17 protein-coding genes are annotated in these 16235 nt (G+C 67.9%); 12 read left to right on the top strand and 5 right to left on the bottom strand.

The features are described 5' to 3' along the window. Positions 1–22: 22 nt before the first annotated feature. From ACOZHM_RS13150 to ACOZHM_RS13190, 9 genes are all read left to right on the top strand, one after another. Positions 23–1156, top strand: a complete 1134-nt coding sequence (locus tag ACOZHM_RS13150; RefSeq protein ID WP_421569764.1) for a LysM peptidoglycan-binding domain-containing protein — start codon at positions 23–25, stop codon at positions 1154–1156. Between the two features lie 125 nt (positions 1157–1281). Then, positions 1282–2421 carry a DNA-processing protein DprA gene (gene dprA, locus ACOZHM_RS13155; protein ID WP_421569765.1) on the top strand — a complete coding sequence of 380 codons (1140 nt, stop codon included), beginning with the start codon at positions 1282–1284 and terminating at the stop codon, positions 2419–2421. Positions 2422–2463: 42 nt separating this feature from the next. Continuing rightward, complete coding sequence (locus tag ACOZHM_RS13160; protein ID WP_421569766.1) at positions 2464–2937, top strand: DUF494 family protein; 474 nt, start codon at positions 2464–2466, stop codon at positions 2935–2937. A gap of 37 nt (positions 2938–2974) precedes the next feature. After that, positions 2975–3751, top strand: a complete 777-nt coding sequence (locus ACOZHM_RS13165) for a pilin (protein ID WP_421569767.1) — start codon at positions 2975–2977, stop codon at positions 3749–3751. A gap of 37 nt (positions 3752–3788) precedes the next feature. Beyond that, the gene (locus ACOZHM_RS13170) at positions 3789–4712 is read left to right on the top strand and encodes an RDD family protein (RefSeq protein ID WP_421569768.1); all 924 of its coding nucleotides are present in this window, start codon (positions 3789–3791) and stop codon (positions 4710–4712) included. A 189-nt stretch (positions 4713–4901) separates the two neighbouring features. Then, on the top strand, positions 4902–7403 hold the full coding sequence (locus tag ACOZHM_RS13175) for a DNA topoisomerase I (protein ID WP_421569769.1): 2502 nt from the start codon (positions 4902–4904) through the stop codon (positions 7401–7403). A gap of 67 nt (positions 7404–7470) precedes the next feature. After that, on the top strand, positions 7471–8031 hold the full coding sequence (locus ACOZHM_RS13180; protein WP_421569770.1) for a Sua5/YciO/YrdC/YwlC family protein: 561 nt from the start codon (positions 7471–7473) through the stop codon (positions 8029–8031). 54 nt (positions 8032–8085) lie between these two features. Further along, positions 8086–8883: a DUF4124 domain-containing protein gene (locus ACOZHM_RS13185; protein ID WP_421569771.1), complete on the top strand. Its 798-nt coding sequence runs from the start codon at positions 8086–8088 to the stop codon at positions 8881–8883. Between the two features lie 24 nt (positions 8884–8907). Then, positions 8908–9633, top strand: a complete 726-nt coding sequence (locus tag ACOZHM_RS13190) for a hypothetical protein (RefSeq protein ID WP_421569772.1) — start codon at positions 8908–8910, stop codon at positions 9631–9633. Between the two features lie 7 nt (positions 9634–9640). On the opposite strand, the gene ACOZHM_RS13195 is transcribed toward ACOZHM_RS13190, so the two are convergent. Continuing rightward, on the bottom strand, positions 9641–10417 hold the full coding sequence (locus ACOZHM_RS13195) for an SDR family oxidoreductase (protein ID WP_421569773.1): 777 nt from the start codon (positions 10415–10417) through the stop codon (positions 9641–9643). A 164-nt stretch (positions 10418–10581) separates the two neighbouring features. Here ACOZHM_RS13195 and ACOZHM_RS13200 point away from each other — a divergent pair, with 164 nt between their 5' ends. The 3 genes from ACOZHM_RS13200 to ACOZHM_RS13210 all read left to right on the top strand — a co-directional run bounded on the left by ACOZHM_RS13200 (position 10582) and on the right by ACOZHM_RS13210 (position 11746). After that, positions 10582–10797 (top strand): hypothetical protein, encoded by a 216-nt coding sequence (locus ACOZHM_RS13200; RefSeq protein ID WP_421569774.1) that lies wholly within the window; start codon positions 10582–10584, stop codon positions 10795–10797. A gap of 279 nt (positions 10798–11076) precedes the next feature. Next, positions 11077–11460, top strand: coding sequence for a type II toxin-antitoxin system RelE/ParE family toxin (locus ACOZHM_RS13205; RefSeq protein ID WP_421569783.1), 384 nt, complete (start codon positions 11077–11079; stop codon positions 11458–11460). Further along, positions 11444–11746: a helix-turn-helix domain-containing protein gene (locus tag ACOZHM_RS13210; protein WP_421569775.1), complete on the top strand. Its 303-nt coding sequence runs from the start codon at positions 11444–11446 to the stop codon at positions 11744–11746. The genes ACOZHM_RS13205 and ACOZHM_RS13210 overlap by 17 nt, the downstream gene beginning before the upstream one ends. A gap of 91 nt (positions 11747–11837) precedes the next feature. Here the strand turns inward: ACOZHM_RS13210 and sppA are convergent, their stop codons facing one another. From sppA to ACOZHM_RS13230, 4 genes are all read right to left on the bottom strand, one after another. Beyond that, on the bottom strand, positions 11838–13742 hold the full coding sequence (sppA, locus tag ACOZHM_RS13215; protein ID WP_421569776.1) for a signal peptide peptidase SppA: 1905 nt from the start codon (positions 13740–13742) through the stop codon (positions 11838–11840). Between the two features lie 85 nt (positions 13743–13827). Next, entirely contained in the window at positions 13828–15198 is a 1371-nt protein-coding gene (locus ACOZHM_RS13220; RefSeq protein ID WP_421569777.1) for an MATE family efflux transporter, read from the bottom strand. Between the two features lie 94 nt (positions 15199–15292). Then, complete coding sequence (locus tag ACOZHM_RS13225) at positions 15293–15859, bottom strand: DUF3106 domain-containing protein (RefSeq protein WP_421569778.1); 567 nt, start codon at positions 15857–15859, stop codon at positions 15293–15295. Continuing rightward, positions 15852–16121: a hypothetical protein gene (locus ACOZHM_RS13230; RefSeq protein WP_421569779.1), complete on the bottom strand. Its 270-nt coding sequence runs from the start codon at positions 16119–16121 to the stop codon at positions 15852–15854. Before ACOZHM_RS13230 ends, ACOZHM_RS13225 begins: the two co-directional genes overlap by 8 nt. Between the last annotated feature and the right edge of the window lie 114 nt (positions 16122–16235).

The raw sequence follows: 16235 nt of genomic DNA on the forward strand, positions 1-16235 counted from the left end.
TGGGGAATCAGGCACCACACCTATGTTTGAAAGAACTCGTACGGTCGTCGCTGTCGCGATGCTGACCGTGGCTACCTATGCTACCGCCGTTGAAGTGAATGGCGGGCACCCGGAAACCTATGTCGTCCAGAAGGGCGACACCTTGTGGGATATTTCCGCGCGCTTCCTTAAAAAGCCGTGGTTGTGGCCGGAAATCTGGCAGGCCAACCCGCAGGTCAAGAACCCGCACCTGATCTACCCGGGTGACGTGCTGAGCCTGGCCTACCTGGACCGCGTCGTGGCCCAGCCCGGCCCGCGCCAGGACGCGCCGATCAACGCGATCCCGCTGAGCCAGGTCGAACCGTTCCTGAAGCAGCTCAGCGTGGTGGACGAGATCGACTCGCTGCCCTACGTCGTTGCCCTGGAAGACAACCGCCTGCGTGCCACCAACGGCCAGACCGCCTACGTGCGTGGCCTGGATGGCGCACAGGTCGGCCAGCGCTGGGCGGTGGTCCGCCCCACGGTGCGCTACTCGCTGCCCAAGCCGACCGAGGACCTCACCGCCAATGGCGATGTGACCCCGGGCAGCGGCAACCTGTGGAAGAACTTCGTGGCCGCGCCCAGCAAGCGCAACGAAATGCTCGGCTACGAGCTGTCCCAGCTGAACGTGGGCACCGTGGTGAAGCTGGCGGACGGGCAGTCGGAAGTGACCACGCTGGCGCTGCAGGGCCCGGTCAACGCACGTGAAGTGCGCGCCGGCGACCGCCTGGTGCCGGTGGAGGCCAACCCCTACGACCTGCAGTTCTTCCCGCACGCACCGACCGCCCAGATCGAGGGTCTGGACATGCGCGTGCTGGCGGTGACGGACATGTACCTGGCCGGCGGTCCGCGCGACGTCATCGCGATCTCCGCAGGCAGCGCCAACGGCATCGACAACGGTACCGTGGTGTCGCTGTGGCGCCAGGGCAGGCATGTGGCCCACCGGATGCAGTACCCGAACTCCTCGCGCATGGACGACTCGCTCACCACCGGTGCCGGTCGCGTCTCCCTGCCTGATGAGTACGCTGCCCATGCCATGGTGTTCCGCACCTTCGACAAGGTCAGCTATGCGCTGGTGATGCAGGGCGTGAAGCCGGTGCTGGTCGGTTATTCGGCCAAGCACCCCGACGCGCAGTAACCGCGCAGGTCGTTGAGGCGACCCTGCAACGCGGCAGGTACCGACCGTTGGCCGGTACACATTCTGACGCAACAACGAGACGGCGCCCCAGGGCGCCGTCTTCGTGTGCGGGCTAGCCTGAGCAGATGCCTGACGATCTGCCTTCTCCCCACACGGCGCTGCTTCGCCTGATCCTGGCCGGCGGTGCGCTGGCCCCGCGCCGCGCCCTGCTGAGCCGCTTCGGCGACGCCGCCCGGGTCCTGCGCGCCGGCCCCACCGCCTGGCGCAGCGCCGGCTGCAACGCCGAACAGTGCGCCCGGATCGCCATCCCCGACCACGCCGCCGTGGCCCGCTGCGCGGCGTGGTTGGCGGAACCGGACCGGCACCTGCTGGGCATCGGATCGGAGGACTACCCCAGCCTGCTGGCCAGCACCGACGAGGCCCCGCTGGCGCTGTTCGTGCAGGGCGACCCGACCGCGCTGTGGCACCCCGGGGTGGCGGTGGTTGGCAGCCGCACGCCCTCGCCCAGCGGCGCCGAACTGGCCGGCGAGTTTGCGGGCGCCTTGGCCGGCAGCGGCCTGTGCGTGGTCAGCGGCCTGGCCACCGGGGTCGATGCCCGCGCCCACCAGGCCGCACTGGACCTGGCCGACGGCCGCACCGTGGCGGTGGTCGCCACCGGCCTGGACCTGACGTTTCCGCCCCGGCACGCGGCACTGCATGCGCGCATCGCCGCGCGCGGGGCGGTAGTCAGCGAGTACCCACCGGGCACCTCCGCGCGGCCCGGCCAGTTCCCGGCGCGCAACCGCATCGTGGCCGGCCTGACCCTGGGTACCGTGGTGATCGAGGCGGCGGCGCGCTCGGGGGCGCTGATCACCGCCCGGCTGGCCGCCGAGGCCGGGCGCGAGGTCTTCGCCCTGCCCGGCTCGGTGCGCAACCCGCGTGCCCGCGGCTGCCACCGTCTGATCCGCGACGGCGCCCACCTGGTGGAACACCCCGACGAGGTCATCGCGGGCCTGGCCGGGCTGGCGGCCAGCCTGGGCAAGGCCTTGCGTTTACGCCTGGATGCCCCCACTGAACAGGCACGGACAGCGCGCGGACCCGTCCCACCTTCCCCCGAACCGGACTACCAGCGCTTGTGGAAAGTGCTGGACGACAACCCAACCTGTATGGATTCACTGATCCAGCGCAGCGGATTGACGGCGGCCCGGCTGTCGGCCATGCTTCTGATCATGGAACTGGATGGAAAGGTGGTCGCCAACCATGGCCGCTACTGTCGAAAACCCTAGTTTCTTCACCTCCACAGCGTCGTTGACGCAGGCCGAGGGGCAATGAAAGAGAGCATTCTGGACGTCCTGCTGTACCTGTTTGAACACTACTTCAGCGAAGACGCGGACCTCGTCCGCGACCGCGATTCCCTCCAGAACGGCCTCATACAGGCCGGCTTCAGCCCCACAGAGATCAACAAGGCATTCGACTGGCTCGATGCCCTTGCCGAACAGCGTCCGGCCGTCACCCTGGCCCGCGTTGATGGCCCGGTGCGCATTTTCCACGGCCCGGAACTGGACAAGCTGGACGTTGAAGGCCGGGGTTTCCTGATGTTCCTGGAGCAGCACGGCATCCTGGACGCCAACCAGCGCGAGCTGGTGCTGGACCGCGCCATGGCCCTGGACCAGGACGAACTGGACCTGGACGACCTCAAGTGGGTGGTGCTGATGGTGCTGTTCAACCAGCCCGGCGCCGAGGCGGCTTACGCCTGGATGGAAACACAAATGTTCGTGGACGAACCGGAACCCCTTCACTAAACGTACACTGAGTGCCCAGCGCATTCAGGAGCGGACCGTGGGCCAGTGGTTCTATGCAGAAGGAAATCGTCAGCAGCGTGGGCCGCTGACGTCTGAGGAGTTGATCGCGCTGTACCAGTCCAGCCGCATCGCGCTGGATACGCTGGTTTGGCGCGACGGGTTGGCGCAGTGGCAGCCGCTGCGCAGCGTGGCCGACGAGATCGGCCTGGTGATCGCACCGCCGCCGGCGGTGGATGCCGCGCCGCCGGCAGGGCCCACCCCGCCGCCCATCATGGAACCGGTCGCCCCGTCGCCGCCGCGCGTTCCCGGGTTCGATGTGCCGACACGCACTCCGGCCGCGCCGCCGAGCTACACCCGCGCCGCCGCGCCGCCACCGCCGAAGAAGACGTCGGGCTGCCTGGTCATCGGGTTGGTGGTGGGCCTGGTGGTACTGGTCGTGTTCGCCATTCTTGCGGCCATCGCCCTTCCCGCTTACCAGGACTACGTCAACCGGGCCAAGCTGGTCAATGCGGTGAGCACCTTGTCGCCCCTGAAAACGCAGGTGGCCGTGTTCGCCCAGGAAAACAACCGTTGCCCGGTCAATGGCGATGACGGCTTCCTCAGCCCCACTGCATACGCCAGCGAAGGCGTGGGTGCGGTGCGCATCGGTCGCTTCGGCGAAGGCAAGTGCGGCGTGGAGATCGAATTCTCGATGCCCGGCAAGCGCGCCCTGGACGGCAAGATGCTCTGGTACGAGTACGACATCGAACGCCAGGAGTGGAGTTGCAGCACCGACGCCGACCGCAAATATATGCCGGCACAGTGCCGCAACTGAGCAGCAGATCACTATGGACGACAAGGGGATGCACACAATGACTGAGTGGTATTACGCCGACGGCCAGGACCGCCAGGGTCCGTTGCTGGCCGAAGAGCTTCGCCAGCGCTTCCAGCGCGGGGAAATCAGCCTGACCACGCTGGTCTGGCGCGAAGGCTACGGGCAGTGGAAGGCACTGTCCGAAGCGGTGGAGGAGCTGCAGCTGCAGAACCTCACCAGCGCGGCCAGCAACCTGGGCAGCGGCTTCGACCTGCGCGGCGACTACACCGCCATCGACAACGGCACCGCGCCCCTGCCCGGCACCGGCGGCGGCACCTACTCGCCCTATACCGCACCGGGTGCCACGGCCAGCTACGGCTCGGCGGTGGTCAGCGGTGGCGAGGTGGTCTATGCCGGGTTCTGGAAGCGCGTTGCCGCCTATCTGGTGGACTACATCCTGCTGACCGTCACCTCGGCGATCATCGGCGGCGTCATCGGCGGCGTGATGGGCTTTGCCATGGCCGGCGGCTCCAGTGCCTCGGCCATCGAAGCTGCCGCGCAGGGCGTGGGCATGCTGCTGGGCATCATCATCGGCGTGGCCTACTACGCCTCGTTCCATTCCTCGCGGGGCGGCGCCACGCTGGGCAAGATGGTGGTCGGCATCAAGGTGGTGCGCTCCGACGGTGAGCGGCTCACCCTGCTGCGCGCCATCGGCCGCTACTTCGCCGCCTTCCTGAGCGGGCTGATCCTGTGCATCGGCTACCTGATGGCGGCCTTCACGGATCGCAAGCAGACCCTGCACGACATGATCTGCGACACCGTGGTGGTGGACCGCTGGGCCTTCACCGAGCAGTCGCACCTGCAGCGCCATGAACTGGGCACCGCCGCCATCGTGATTCTGGTGATCGGCGGCCTGCTGACCGTGGGCATGATTGTCCTCGCGGTTGCCATGATCGGGATCTTCGCCTCGTCCATGTCCTGACCCACCCTCACACCGGGCCGCTTGACACGAGCGGCCCCGGCGTGATTCCTCTACTAGGCGCAAAACCTGAACGCCCGGCGCATAACCGGGCGTTCAGCGTATGGAAATCGACGGCTGCCCTTCACTAATGCGGCCATTTGCTCCACCCTAGCGCCCTCCCCCGGGCTGCTGCCCACAGAATTCAATGACATGCCCAAGCACCTGCTCATCGTCGAATCGCCCGCCAAGGCCAAGACGATCAACAAATACCTCGGCAAGGACTACACCGTCCTGGCCTCGTATGGGCATGTGCGCGATCTGGTCCCGAAGGAAGGCGCGGTCGACCCCGACAACAACTTCGCGATGCGCTACGACCTGATCGACAAGAACGAGAAGCACGTCGACGCCATCGCCAAGGCGGCCAAGACCGCCGATGACATCTTCCTGGCGACCGATCCGGATCGCGAGGGGGAGGCCATCAGCTGGCATATCGCCGAAATCCTGAAGGAACGGGGGCTGGTCAAGGACAAGCCGATGCAGCGCGTGGTCTTCACCGAGATCACCCCGCGCGCCATCAAGGAGGCCATGAGCCAGCCGCGCGAGATCGCCAGCGACCTGGTCGACGCCCAGCAGGCGCGCCGCGCACTGGACTACCTGGTCGGCTTCAATCTGTCCCCGGTGCTGTGGCGCAAGGTCCAGCGCGGCCTGTCCGCCGGCCGCGTGCAGAGCCCGGCGCTGCGCATGATCGTCGAGCGCGAGGAGGAGATCGAAGCCTTCATCGCCCGCGAATACTGGAGCATCGACGCCGCCTGCGCGCATCCCTCGCAGCCCTTCAATGCCCGCCTGATCAAGCTGGACGGCCAGAAGTTCGAGCAGTTCACCGTGACCGACGGCGACACCGCCGAGGCCGCCCGCCTGCGTATCCAGCAGGCCGCGCAGGGCAACCTGCACGTCACCGACGTGGCCAGCAAGGAGCGCAAGCGTCGCCCGGCAGCCCCGTTCACCACCTCCACGCTGCAGCAGGAAGCCTCGCGCAAGCTGGGCTTCACCACGCGCAAGACCATGCAGGTCGCGCAGAAGCTGTATGAAGGCGTGGCGATCGGCGACGAGGAAGGCACCGTCGGCCTGATCTCGTACATGCGTACCGACTCGGTCAACCTGTCGCAGGACGCGCTGGCCGAGATCCGCGACGTCATCGCCCGCGATTACGGCATTGCCGCGCTGCCGGACAAGCCCAACACCTACCAGACCAAGTCCAAGAACGCGCAGGAAGCGCACGAAGCGGTGCGCCCGACCTCGGCGTTGCGCACCCCGGCGCAGGTCTCGCGTTACCTGACCGACGACGAGCGCAAGCTGTATGAGCTGATCTGGAAGCGTGCCGTGGCCAGCCAGATGATTCCGGCCACGCTCAACACCGTCAGCGTGGACCTGTCGGCCGGCAGCGAGCATGTGTTCCGCGCCAGCGGCACCACCGTGGTGGTACCCGGCTTCCTGGCGGTTTACGAGGAAGGCAAGGACAGCAAGAGCGCCGAGGATGACGACGAAGGCCGCAAGCTGCCGGCGATGAAGCCCGGTGACCGCGTGCCGCTGGAGCGCATCATCGCCGACCAGCACTTCACCCAGCCGCCGCCGCGCTTCACCGAAGCGGCGCTGGTCAAGGCGCTGGAAGAGTATGGCATCGGCCGTCCGTCGACCTATTCGTCGATCATCCAGACCCTGCTGTTCCGCAAGTACGTGGAGATGGAAGGCCGCAGCTTCCGCCCGTCCGACGTGGGCCGTGCGGTCTCCAAGTTCCTGTCCAGCCATTTCACCCAGTACGTGGACTACGACTTCACCGCCAAGCTCGAAGACGAGCTCGATGCGGTGTCGCGCGGCGAGGAGGACTGGATCCCGTTGATGGCCCGTTTCTGGGAACCGTTCAACCGGCTGGTGGAAGAGAAGAAGGAATCGGTGGATCGCGCCGAGGCCAGTGGTGCCCGCGAACTGGGCACCGACCCCAAGACCGGCAAGCCGGTCAGCGTCCGCCTGGGCCGTTTCGGGCCCTACGCGGCGATCGGCAGCACCGCCGAGGACGCCGAGGACAAGCCCAAGTTCGCCTCGCTGCGCCCGGGCCAGTCGATGCACACCATCAACCTGGAAGACGCGCTGGAGCTGTTCCTGATGCCGCGCGCGCTGGGTGAGGACAAGGGCGAGGATGTCAGCGTGGGCATCGGCCGCTTCGGCCCGTTCGCCAAGCGCGGCAGCACCTACGCCTCGCTGAAGAAGGAAGACGACCCCTACACCATCGATCTGGCCCGGGCGGTGTTCCTGATCGAGGAGAAGGAAGAGATCGCGCGCAACCGGATCATCAAGGAATTCGAGGGCAGCGAGATCCAGGTACTGAACGGCCGCTTCGGCCCGTACCTGAGCGACGGCAAGATGAACGGCAAGATTCCCAAGGACCGCGAGCCGGCCTCGCTGACCCTGGCCGAGGTGCAGCAGTTCATGGAAGAAACCGGCAAGCCGGTGCGCAAGGGCTTCGGCAAGAAGGCCGCCAAGAAGGTCGTGGCCAAGAAGGCGCCGGCGAAGAAGGCTGCGGTGAAGAAAGAGCCGGCGGTCAAAAAGGCGGCGGTGAAGAAGGCCGCTGCGAAAAAGGCGCCCGCGAAGAAGGCCGCCACCAAGAAAGCGGCCACCAAAAAGGCCGCTGCGAAGAAGGCCGTAAAAAAGGCCTGAAACGGGTAGCGCCCGACCGTTGGTCGGGCGAACATGATCACGTCTTCCCTGCTCGCCGGTATCCGCCGTGAATGAACTGACCGTCGACTCCGCCCTGCCCGTGCTGCGCGCCGGTGGGGTGATCGCCTACCCCACCGAAGCGGTCTGGGGCCTGGGTTGCGACCCGCGGCACGAGGCGGCGGTGAACAAACTGCTGCGGCTCAAACAGCGTCCGGTCGAGAAAGGCATGATCCTGGTGGCGGCCGAACTGTCCCAGCTGGACGACTGGGTGCGGCTGCAGGCACTGCCGCCCGCACGCCAGAGCGAGGTACTGGCCAGCTGGCCGGGGGCGCATACCTGGATCCTGCCGGCCGGACCGCGCGCCCCGCGCTGGATCACCGGTGAACACAGCGGCATTGCGGTTCGGATCAGCGCCCACCCGCTGGTGGCCGCGCTCTGCCGCGCCTGGGGTGGGCCGCTGGTCTCCACCAGCGCCAACCTGGCCGGCAAGCCGCCGGCACGCACCCGGGCCGAGCTCGACCCGGCGCTGCTGCCGCTGCTGGACGGCCTGATCGACGGGGAAACCGGCGGCCTGGCCCAGCCCACCCCGATCCGCGATGCTTTGAGCGGCCAGATCCTGCGAACCTGAGCGGCCGCGCGTGCGGCTTTTGCGCGCGCGCCGGCAAAGCCGCACACTGGCGGCATGCGCCGACCCTTCGCCCCCTGGCTGATCCTGTTGCTGCTGTGTGGCAGCGCGCCGCTGGCCGCCCAGGACTCCGGCAGCGTGCGCGTCTATCGCTGCGTGGGTAGCAATGGCGCCGTCTCGCTGCAGGACGCGCCGTGCCGCGACGGGCGCCAGGAAGTACGCGACATGCAACGCCCGCGTGATCCGCCCCCGCGGGTGGTGCGCAGCGACCGCGACCCGGCCACGCCCGCGGCGGCACCGCCTGAGCGCGAGGTCCGCTACGTCCACGTGCAGCCACCGCAGCCGATCTACGAGTGCATCCGCGACGACGGCAGCCGCTATACCAGCGACACCAGCGAAGGCAATCCACGCTGGGTGCCGGTGTGGACCAGCGCCTGGTTGCCGGGGCGCGGACACGGCGGTGGCCCGCCGGGGCCACGCCCGCTGCCGCCGATCATGCCGATGGGCAATGGCAGCAGCAGTGGCTCGGTGAGTGCCAGCGGCGGCTCGCTGTCGGTCTCCGGTGGCGGCTCGCGGGTCGGCGGCAGCCTGACCATCGGCGGGGGCAGCTCACAGTGGCAGAGCGAGGGTTCGGCGTTCCCGGGCAGCCGCCAGGACGTCGTGATTCCCGCCGGCAACGTGCTGGTGCGCGACCAGTGCCACCCGCTGCCGGCCACCGAGGTCTGTTCGATCCTGCGCGATCGACGCTTTGAACTTGGCCGTCGCTACAACAGCGCGCTGCAGAGCGAGCGCGATGCCATCAACCGCGAGCAGCGCGGCATCGACGCACGGCTGGACCGCGACTGCCGCAATTGATCGATGGGGTTGTATCCTGCGCCGATGAAATCCTGGTGCCTCCTGTTGCTGTGCGTGACGCTCCCGGCGATGGCCGACGACGGCGTCGTCTTCCGCTGTACCGATGCGAGCGACAACGTGACGGTACAGGGCAAGCCCTGCCCCGCCGGCAGCCATCAGGTCATCCAGCGCATGAATGCCGCGCCCGCGCGCGCGGAGGTGTCGGTGTCCACCAGCGCCACGCCAACGCCGCCCCCGGCGCCGACGCAACAGGTCCAGCCGCTGGCGCCCGCCGCGCTGCCGCCTCAGGCACCCGGCAAGGCGCGCCCCATGGAGCGCGTGATTTCCGAGGCGTACCAGACACCGACCGGCACCGCCATTCTGGACAGCGCCAACCTGCCCAAGCCTGGGGACGACGCCGCCGTTGCAGGCGGGTCGGACAAGCCGCCGCTGCCGGATATCTACCAGTGCCAGAGCGCCGATGGGGGCCGCTACCTCAACGAGCGTGAGCCTGCCCCGCCGCACTGCGTGCTGCTCTCGGTAACCGGGCTGGGCGGGGTCACGCCGGTCAATGCGGCGAGCTGCGAAGTAGTCCGCGACGACTGCCAGCTGCTCGCCGAGGACCAGCGGTGCAGCGCCTGGCAACAACGCTTCCGGGACGCCCGCGGCCGCGAGCGTTTCGCCTCGCCCGACAGCCTCGCCGCCGCCACCGCCGAGCGCACGCGCCTGCAGGCGGTGCTGGCGGAAAGCAATTGCGCGGTACCGCAATAACGACGGGTTAAAACCCGTACCTTAGAAACCCGCCGTCCACCGCGATGCATTCGCCGGTGATGTAGCTGGCGGCGGGCAGGCACAGGAAACCCACCGCGGCGGCCACTTCCTCGGGCTCACCGATGCGGCGCATCGGCGTGCGATCGATCACCTGCTCGTAGTAGTCCGGGTCCGACAGCGGACCGGACGTGCGCCGGGTGCGGATGTACCACGGGGCCACCGCGTTGACCCGGATGCCGTCCTCGGCCCATTCCACCGCCAGGTTGCGGGTCATCTGGTGCATCGCCGCCTTGGTCATGCCATACACCGCACCGCTGCGCACATGGGTCAGCCCCGAAACGCTGCCAACGTTGACGATGGCCGAGGCCGCATGCCGTGCCAGCAGCGGGTGTGCATAGCGCGACAGTTCAAAGGCCGAGAACAGGTTGGTCTCGAAGATCCCGCGCCACTCGTCTTCGGTGTATTCGGTGGCCGGCTTGCTGATGTTGCCGCCCGCATTGTTGATCAGCAGGTGCAGCCCGTCGCTGTGGTCCTCCACCCAGTCCAGTATCTCGCGGCGGTCCTCGTCGTCGGACACGTCCGCCGACAGCGCATGGATCTCGCGGTCGGGAAAGGCGTCGCCCAGCTCGTCGCGGGCCACTTCCAGCGCGTCGGCGTCGCGTCCCACCATCAGAAGATCGGCGCCGAACCCCAACAGTTCGCGGGCGATCGCCAGGCCTATGCCGGCACTGGCACCGGTGATCAATGCGGTCTGTCCATCCAGTCGCCAACGCTGCGCACTCACCTGCTTCTCCTGCCTCGGGGCTGCGCCCCGCGATTCATGCGCAGGGCACCGTGCTCCGCGCTGCGGGCAGGATAGCCCGCATGCCGGGGCGGCGCACCCCATCACACACGGGCTGGCACACCGGTTCTACACTGCGCATTCCCGGGCTTACTCGCGAGGTTCCCATGCAGATCCGTACCGCCCTTCCGCTGCTCGGCCTGCTCGCACTGAGCGGCTGCAGCCGCCCCGTGCCGCCGGACCCGGACAAGCGGCCGGAACCGCAGGCCACCGCACTGCGCGACGCCATGCAGCAGCCGCTGGACAAGGCCAAGGCCGCCCGCGACACGCTGGAGAAGGCACCGGACACCAGCGCCGCAGACAACGCCGAATCCACTCGGTAGATCACTACCGTTGGTGGTGATGACGCGATAAGAAAAAACCCGGCCGTGGCCGGGTTTTTCGTTTGTTCGGCGCCACCACCAACGGTGGTGACCTACTCCGTCGTGCACATCCGGTCGCGCGCGCGATATTCCTGAAAGCGCATCAGCTGCATCTGACTTATTCAAGAGCCCCCAGTACATCGCTGCTGCTCCAGAAAAGCTCATGAAACAGCCCTCCTGCTCCTCCCCGGTACCTTCACGCCCAATGTACCCGATACGGGTATACTTAATTGGAAGGCCCTGATGCGTGCCTTGAAACGCAAGGACTTCGCGCGCTGGCAGGCTGGCGAGAGAATTTCCGACGAAGTGTTGTGCAGGGCGATAAGTGAGATGGAACGCGGGCTCTTTGACGCGGAACTGGGTCGGTGTCTGTACAAGAAGCGGGTGGCGCGAGCTGGCGGCGGTAAGCGTGATGGCTATCGAACGTTGCTTTCCGCTCGGGTCGGTACCCGCTACGTTTTTCTGCACGGGTTTTCGAAGAGCGACAAGGCGAACATCACACAGGAAGAAAAGGAAGCGCTTCAGTACGCCGGCAAAGCGTTTCTGGAGCTCGCTCCCGAGGCGCTGGCGAAGGCCCTCAGAATTGGCGTTCTAATGGAGGTGCGATGTGAGCAAGATTATTGAATCCCTGCGCGACGATCTTGCTGCGCTCTACGAAGCGGGCGCGATCAACAAGGTAACGATGCGTGACTTCGACGCACTCTGCCCGCCCCCCGTCCGTGACTTCAGCGCCACTGAGATCAAACGCCTACGTGAACGCCTGAAGTTCAGCCAGCCCGTGTTTGCGCTTCATCTGCACACGTCTGCGTCGACAATCCGCAAGTGGGAACAGGGTGAGACACATCCCACCGGTCCCGCGCTCAAGCTGCTCAACGTCATCGCCGACAAGGGCCTTCAGGCCATTCTTTGATACGGTGTGCAACAACGAAAAAACCCGGCCGTGGCCGGGTTTTTCGTTTGTTCGGCGTCACCACCAACGGTGGCGACCTACCGCATCCGAATCACAAACCGCAGAAGCAGTACGCCAGGGCCTTCACCGGGGCGCTGCCGCGCGGGTCGCGGGCGGCGTCTTCGACGAAGCGCAGCTGCGTGTCCACTTCCGGCATCGAGCGGGCCAGCATGATCCGCGCCACGCCCGATTCGCCCAGCATCCAGGCCCCGGCGTGGGAGCCGGCGAAGCCGCTGAGGAACTGCGCGAACGGGGTAGCCGCCTTTTCGATGTAGCGCACGCGCACCTTGTCCGGGCCGCCCAGCTTGGCGCGGTTGGCGGCGTCGGCCACGGCCGCCTTCAGCCCGCCGAACGCATCGACAAGACCGCGTTCCTTGGCCTGCGCGCCGCTCCACACACGGCCACGGGCCACTTCGTCCACGGCCTCGACCGGCTTGTTGCGTGCATCGGCCACCTTGCCGGTGAAGTCGGCGTAGCCCTTGTTGATCACCGACTGGATGACCTGGCCCACAGCCGGGTCCATCGGGCGGGTGATGTCGAACGCACCGGCGAAGCGGGTGGTGCCCACGCCGTCGGTGTGCACGCCGATCTTGTCCAGCGAACGCGACAGGTTGGGGATCATGCCGAAGATGCCGATCGAACCGGTGATCGTCGACGGGTCCGCATAGATGCGATCGGCGTTCATGCTGATCCAGTAACCACCGGAGGCGGCCAGGTCGCCCATCGACACCACCACCGGCTTGCCGGCGGCCTTCAGCGCCACCACTTCACGGCGGATCTGCTCGGAGGCGAATACTTCGCCGCCCGGCGAATCCACGCGCAGCACCACCGCCTTCACGTCCTTGTCGTCGCGCGCCTCGCGCAGCAGGGCCGAGGTCGATTCGCCGCCCACGCGGCCGGCCGGCAGGTCGCCGCCGGCAATCTCGCCCGAGGCCACCACCACCGCCACCTGCGGACGCGAGTCCACCGGCGAACGGCGGGTATCGAGCTGGGACAGGTAGCCGTCCAGGTTGATGCTGCGGAAGCCGCCGTCGGCGTCTTCGTCGGCCACGCCGCGATCGGCCAGCAGGTCTTCCACTTCCTCCCGGGTCTTCAGGCCGTCCACCAGCTTCTGCTGCAGGGCGAACTTGGCCAGGTCGCCACCGGCGGCAGCGATGCCTTCAGGCATCGTGTCGATGCCGGCGGCCAACTGCGCGGCGTCGAGCTTGCGGGCCTTGGCGATATCACCGAGGTAGCGCTGCCACACGTCGTTCATCCAGAACAGGTCGGCTTCCTTGGCCTGCGGCGAGGCTGCGTCCAGCACGTAGGGCTCGGCAGCGGACTTGTATTCGCCCACCTTGAACAGGTGCACGTCCACGCCCAGCTTGTCCTGCAGGCCGGTGCGGAAGTACTGCCGGTAACGGCCCAGGCCTTCCAGCACCACACCGCCCATCGGGTCCAGATAGATCTCGTTGGCCTGCGCGGCCAGCAGGTACTGCCACTGGCTCATGTTGTCGCTATAGGCCACGATCTGCTTGCCCGACGCGCGCAGCTCCTGCAGCGAGGCGGCCACCTCACGCATCGAGGCGAAGCCGCTGGGCTGCAGCTTGTCCAGCTGCAGCACCACGCGTTCGATCTTCTTGTCTTCGCGCGCCGCTTCCAGCGCACGCACCAGGTCGCGCAGCTGCACTTCCTCGGCGCTGTTGTCGCCAATGGCCTTGGCCAGCGCGCGGCTGACCGGGTCGGCGCTGAACTGCTCGACCAGCCGGCCTTCCGGCGCGATCACCAAAGTGGTGCGGTCTTCCAGCGCCTTGCCGGAGCTGGCGCCCTTGCCCATCGCGATGACGAACAGCACCAGCACCAGGAACAGGAAGCCGAAGAACAGCAGGTTCAGGATCAGCCTGCGGGTAAAGTTCATCACATCCCACAGCCCGATGAAGAAGCTGGCCACGGGGTTGCGACGCGCGGGTTGGTTCATGGGGAAAACTCCAGTTGGCATCTTGCCGTGGTAGCAGCATAGCCGGTGCCGGCGCGGCCGGCATCGGACACAAGTCAGGGGGTCGTCAGGCAGCCGTGTCGAGGTTGATTCCGACACGTCGGCTGCTGACATGCAGGCGCCATGCCATCAGGATCGCGGCTGCGGTCAGGCCCAGGATCAGGCCCAGCCACATGCCCTGCGGGCCCATGCCCAGGCCCAGGCCGAGCCCGGCACCGAGCGGCATGCCCAGGCCCCAGTACGAGAACATGGCGATGAACATCGGCACACGGGTGTCCTTCAGGCCGCGCAGCGCACCGGCCGACAGTACCTGGATGCCGTCGGGGAACTGGAAGGCGGCCGCATACAGCAGCAGCGTCGAGGCGAGCGCCGCCACGCCCATGTCGGCGGTGTAGACCCCGACGATGGCGTCATGCCCGAACAGCAGCACCAGCGCCGACAGCGTCTGCGTGCCCAGGATGATGACCAGGCCGGCGATGGATGCACGGCGAACGCCCAGGCCATTGCCACTGCCGACGGCGTGCCCCACGCGCACGGTGGTGGCCTCGGCCACGCCCATCGGGATCATGAAGCACAGCTGCGCCACGTTGATGGCGATCTGGTGCGACGCCGCCTCGGTGGCGCCCAGGCGGCCGATCAGCAGCGCGGTCACGATGAACAGCCCGCCTTCCATCAGCACGGTGATGCCGATCGGCAGGCCGGTGCGCAGCAGGTCCCAGATCGCCGACCAGCGCGGCAGCTCGAAATGCGAGAACAGCTCCAGGTGCGCGAAGCGTCTGGTCTTCCACAGATAGCCGGCGAAGCACAGCGCCTGGATCCACATCATCGTGGCCGAGGCGATGCCCAGGCCTTCGGCGCCCATTTCCGGGAAGCCCAGCTTGCCGTAACACAGCACATAGCCCAGCGGCGCCAGCACCAGCAGGCCGCCGAACCCCAGCAGCATGGTCGGCAGCGTCCAGTGCATGCCCTCACTGAGGTAGCGCATGCAGAAGTACAGCGTCAGTGCCGGGCCACCCCAGCGCACCGCGTGCAGGAACGCCGTGGCGCCCGGCACGATGTCCGGCGCGATGCCGAACGCCGGCAGCAGCGGCGGCACCACCGTGAGGAAGGTGAACATGATCAGGCCCAGGCCGAGCGCCAGCCACAGTGCCTGGCGGAACAGCGGGCCGATCTCGCGCTCGCGGCCGGCGCCGTGCAGCTGCGACACCGAGGCGGTCAGCGAGATCAGCGTGCCGATCGGAATCAGCATCGGCAGCCACAGCAACGCGGTGCCTATGGTCACGGCGGCCAGCGTCTGGGTGCCGTGGTGACCGGCGATGACGTTGTCGACGAAGGAGATCAGGCCGGTGGAGATATGGCCAAGGACCAGCGGCAGCGCAAGCAGGCCGGTGGCGCGCACTTCCTGGGAGAGGCGCGGCGTGGGGATAGCGGTAGACATGGGATCACGGACGGCAACTACGGCAGCGCGCGGAGGGCACAGGCACCGGGTTGCGGCCGGTCATCTTACGCGAATGCCGCGGTCCGGGTGCCCGTCAGTGCCCCACGTGTTCGCGCAACCAGGCATCGCGTCCGCCCGGGGCCAACGCCAGGAACTGGCTGCGGACCTCGTCGCGCTCCTGCGGCGGGGTGCGCTGGGCCACCAGGGTGAGCTGGGCCAGCTGGTCCACGCTGAGCTGGCGCAGCGCTGCCAGGGCCGGCTCACGCTGCTCGGCGGGCAGGAAGCCGAACAGGCCCTGCAGCTTGGGGAACTGCTGGCCCAGCTGCGGGCCCAGCCGCCAGCCGTCGCGGAAGCGCTGGTCCTGTTCGTTGAACGTGGCGCGCAGCGTCTGCTGCTGCGCGGCCGGCAACGCGGCCACCCGGCGGGCGGCGTCGCGGATGCGGGCCCGTTCGGACTCGGGCAGCGCCTGCCACTGGGCATAGCGGCTGCGCAGCTCGCGCAGCTGCGCCGGGTCGAGCGCCGCCGCCGTGGCGGGAATGGCCGGGGCGGTGGTCGGCGTGGGTGCCTGGGCGGGAACCGCGGCCGGCAACGGCAGCGGTTGCGGCGCGGCCTGGCTGGTGGCGGCCAGGCTGAGGGCCAGCAGCAGAATCGACTTATTCATCGGCGGCAGCCGTCTCCAGGCCGGCAGTGGCGGGTTCGGGGCGGCTGGGCTGGGGCTGCGACTCGTCGACCGGGACCGGGCCACCGGCCGCGAACCACGCATACAGGTCGGCATCACGGGCCAGGGTCAGCTCGGGGTCGGCCAGCATCGCCGCGTCGCTGGCGGCATGGACCGGGTCGGCGGGCGCGGTCACCGGCAGATCGTCGGCGGGCAACGTTTCGACCGCGACCGGATTGTCGGTGGAGACCGCACCGTCGGGCACGCTGGCTTCCGGCGGGGGGGGGGGGGGGGGGGGGGGGGCCCCGGCCCGCGCCCCCCCCCCCCCCCCCCCGGGGGGGGCCCCCCCCCCCGGGCCCCAAAAAAATAAGGCGGCCGC

The sequence above is a fragment of the Stenotrophomonas sp. PD6 genome, from assembly GCF_049199305.1.
Taxonomy (GTDB): Bacteria; Pseudomonadota; Gammaproteobacteria; order Xanthomonadales; family Xanthomonadaceae; genus Stenotrophomonas.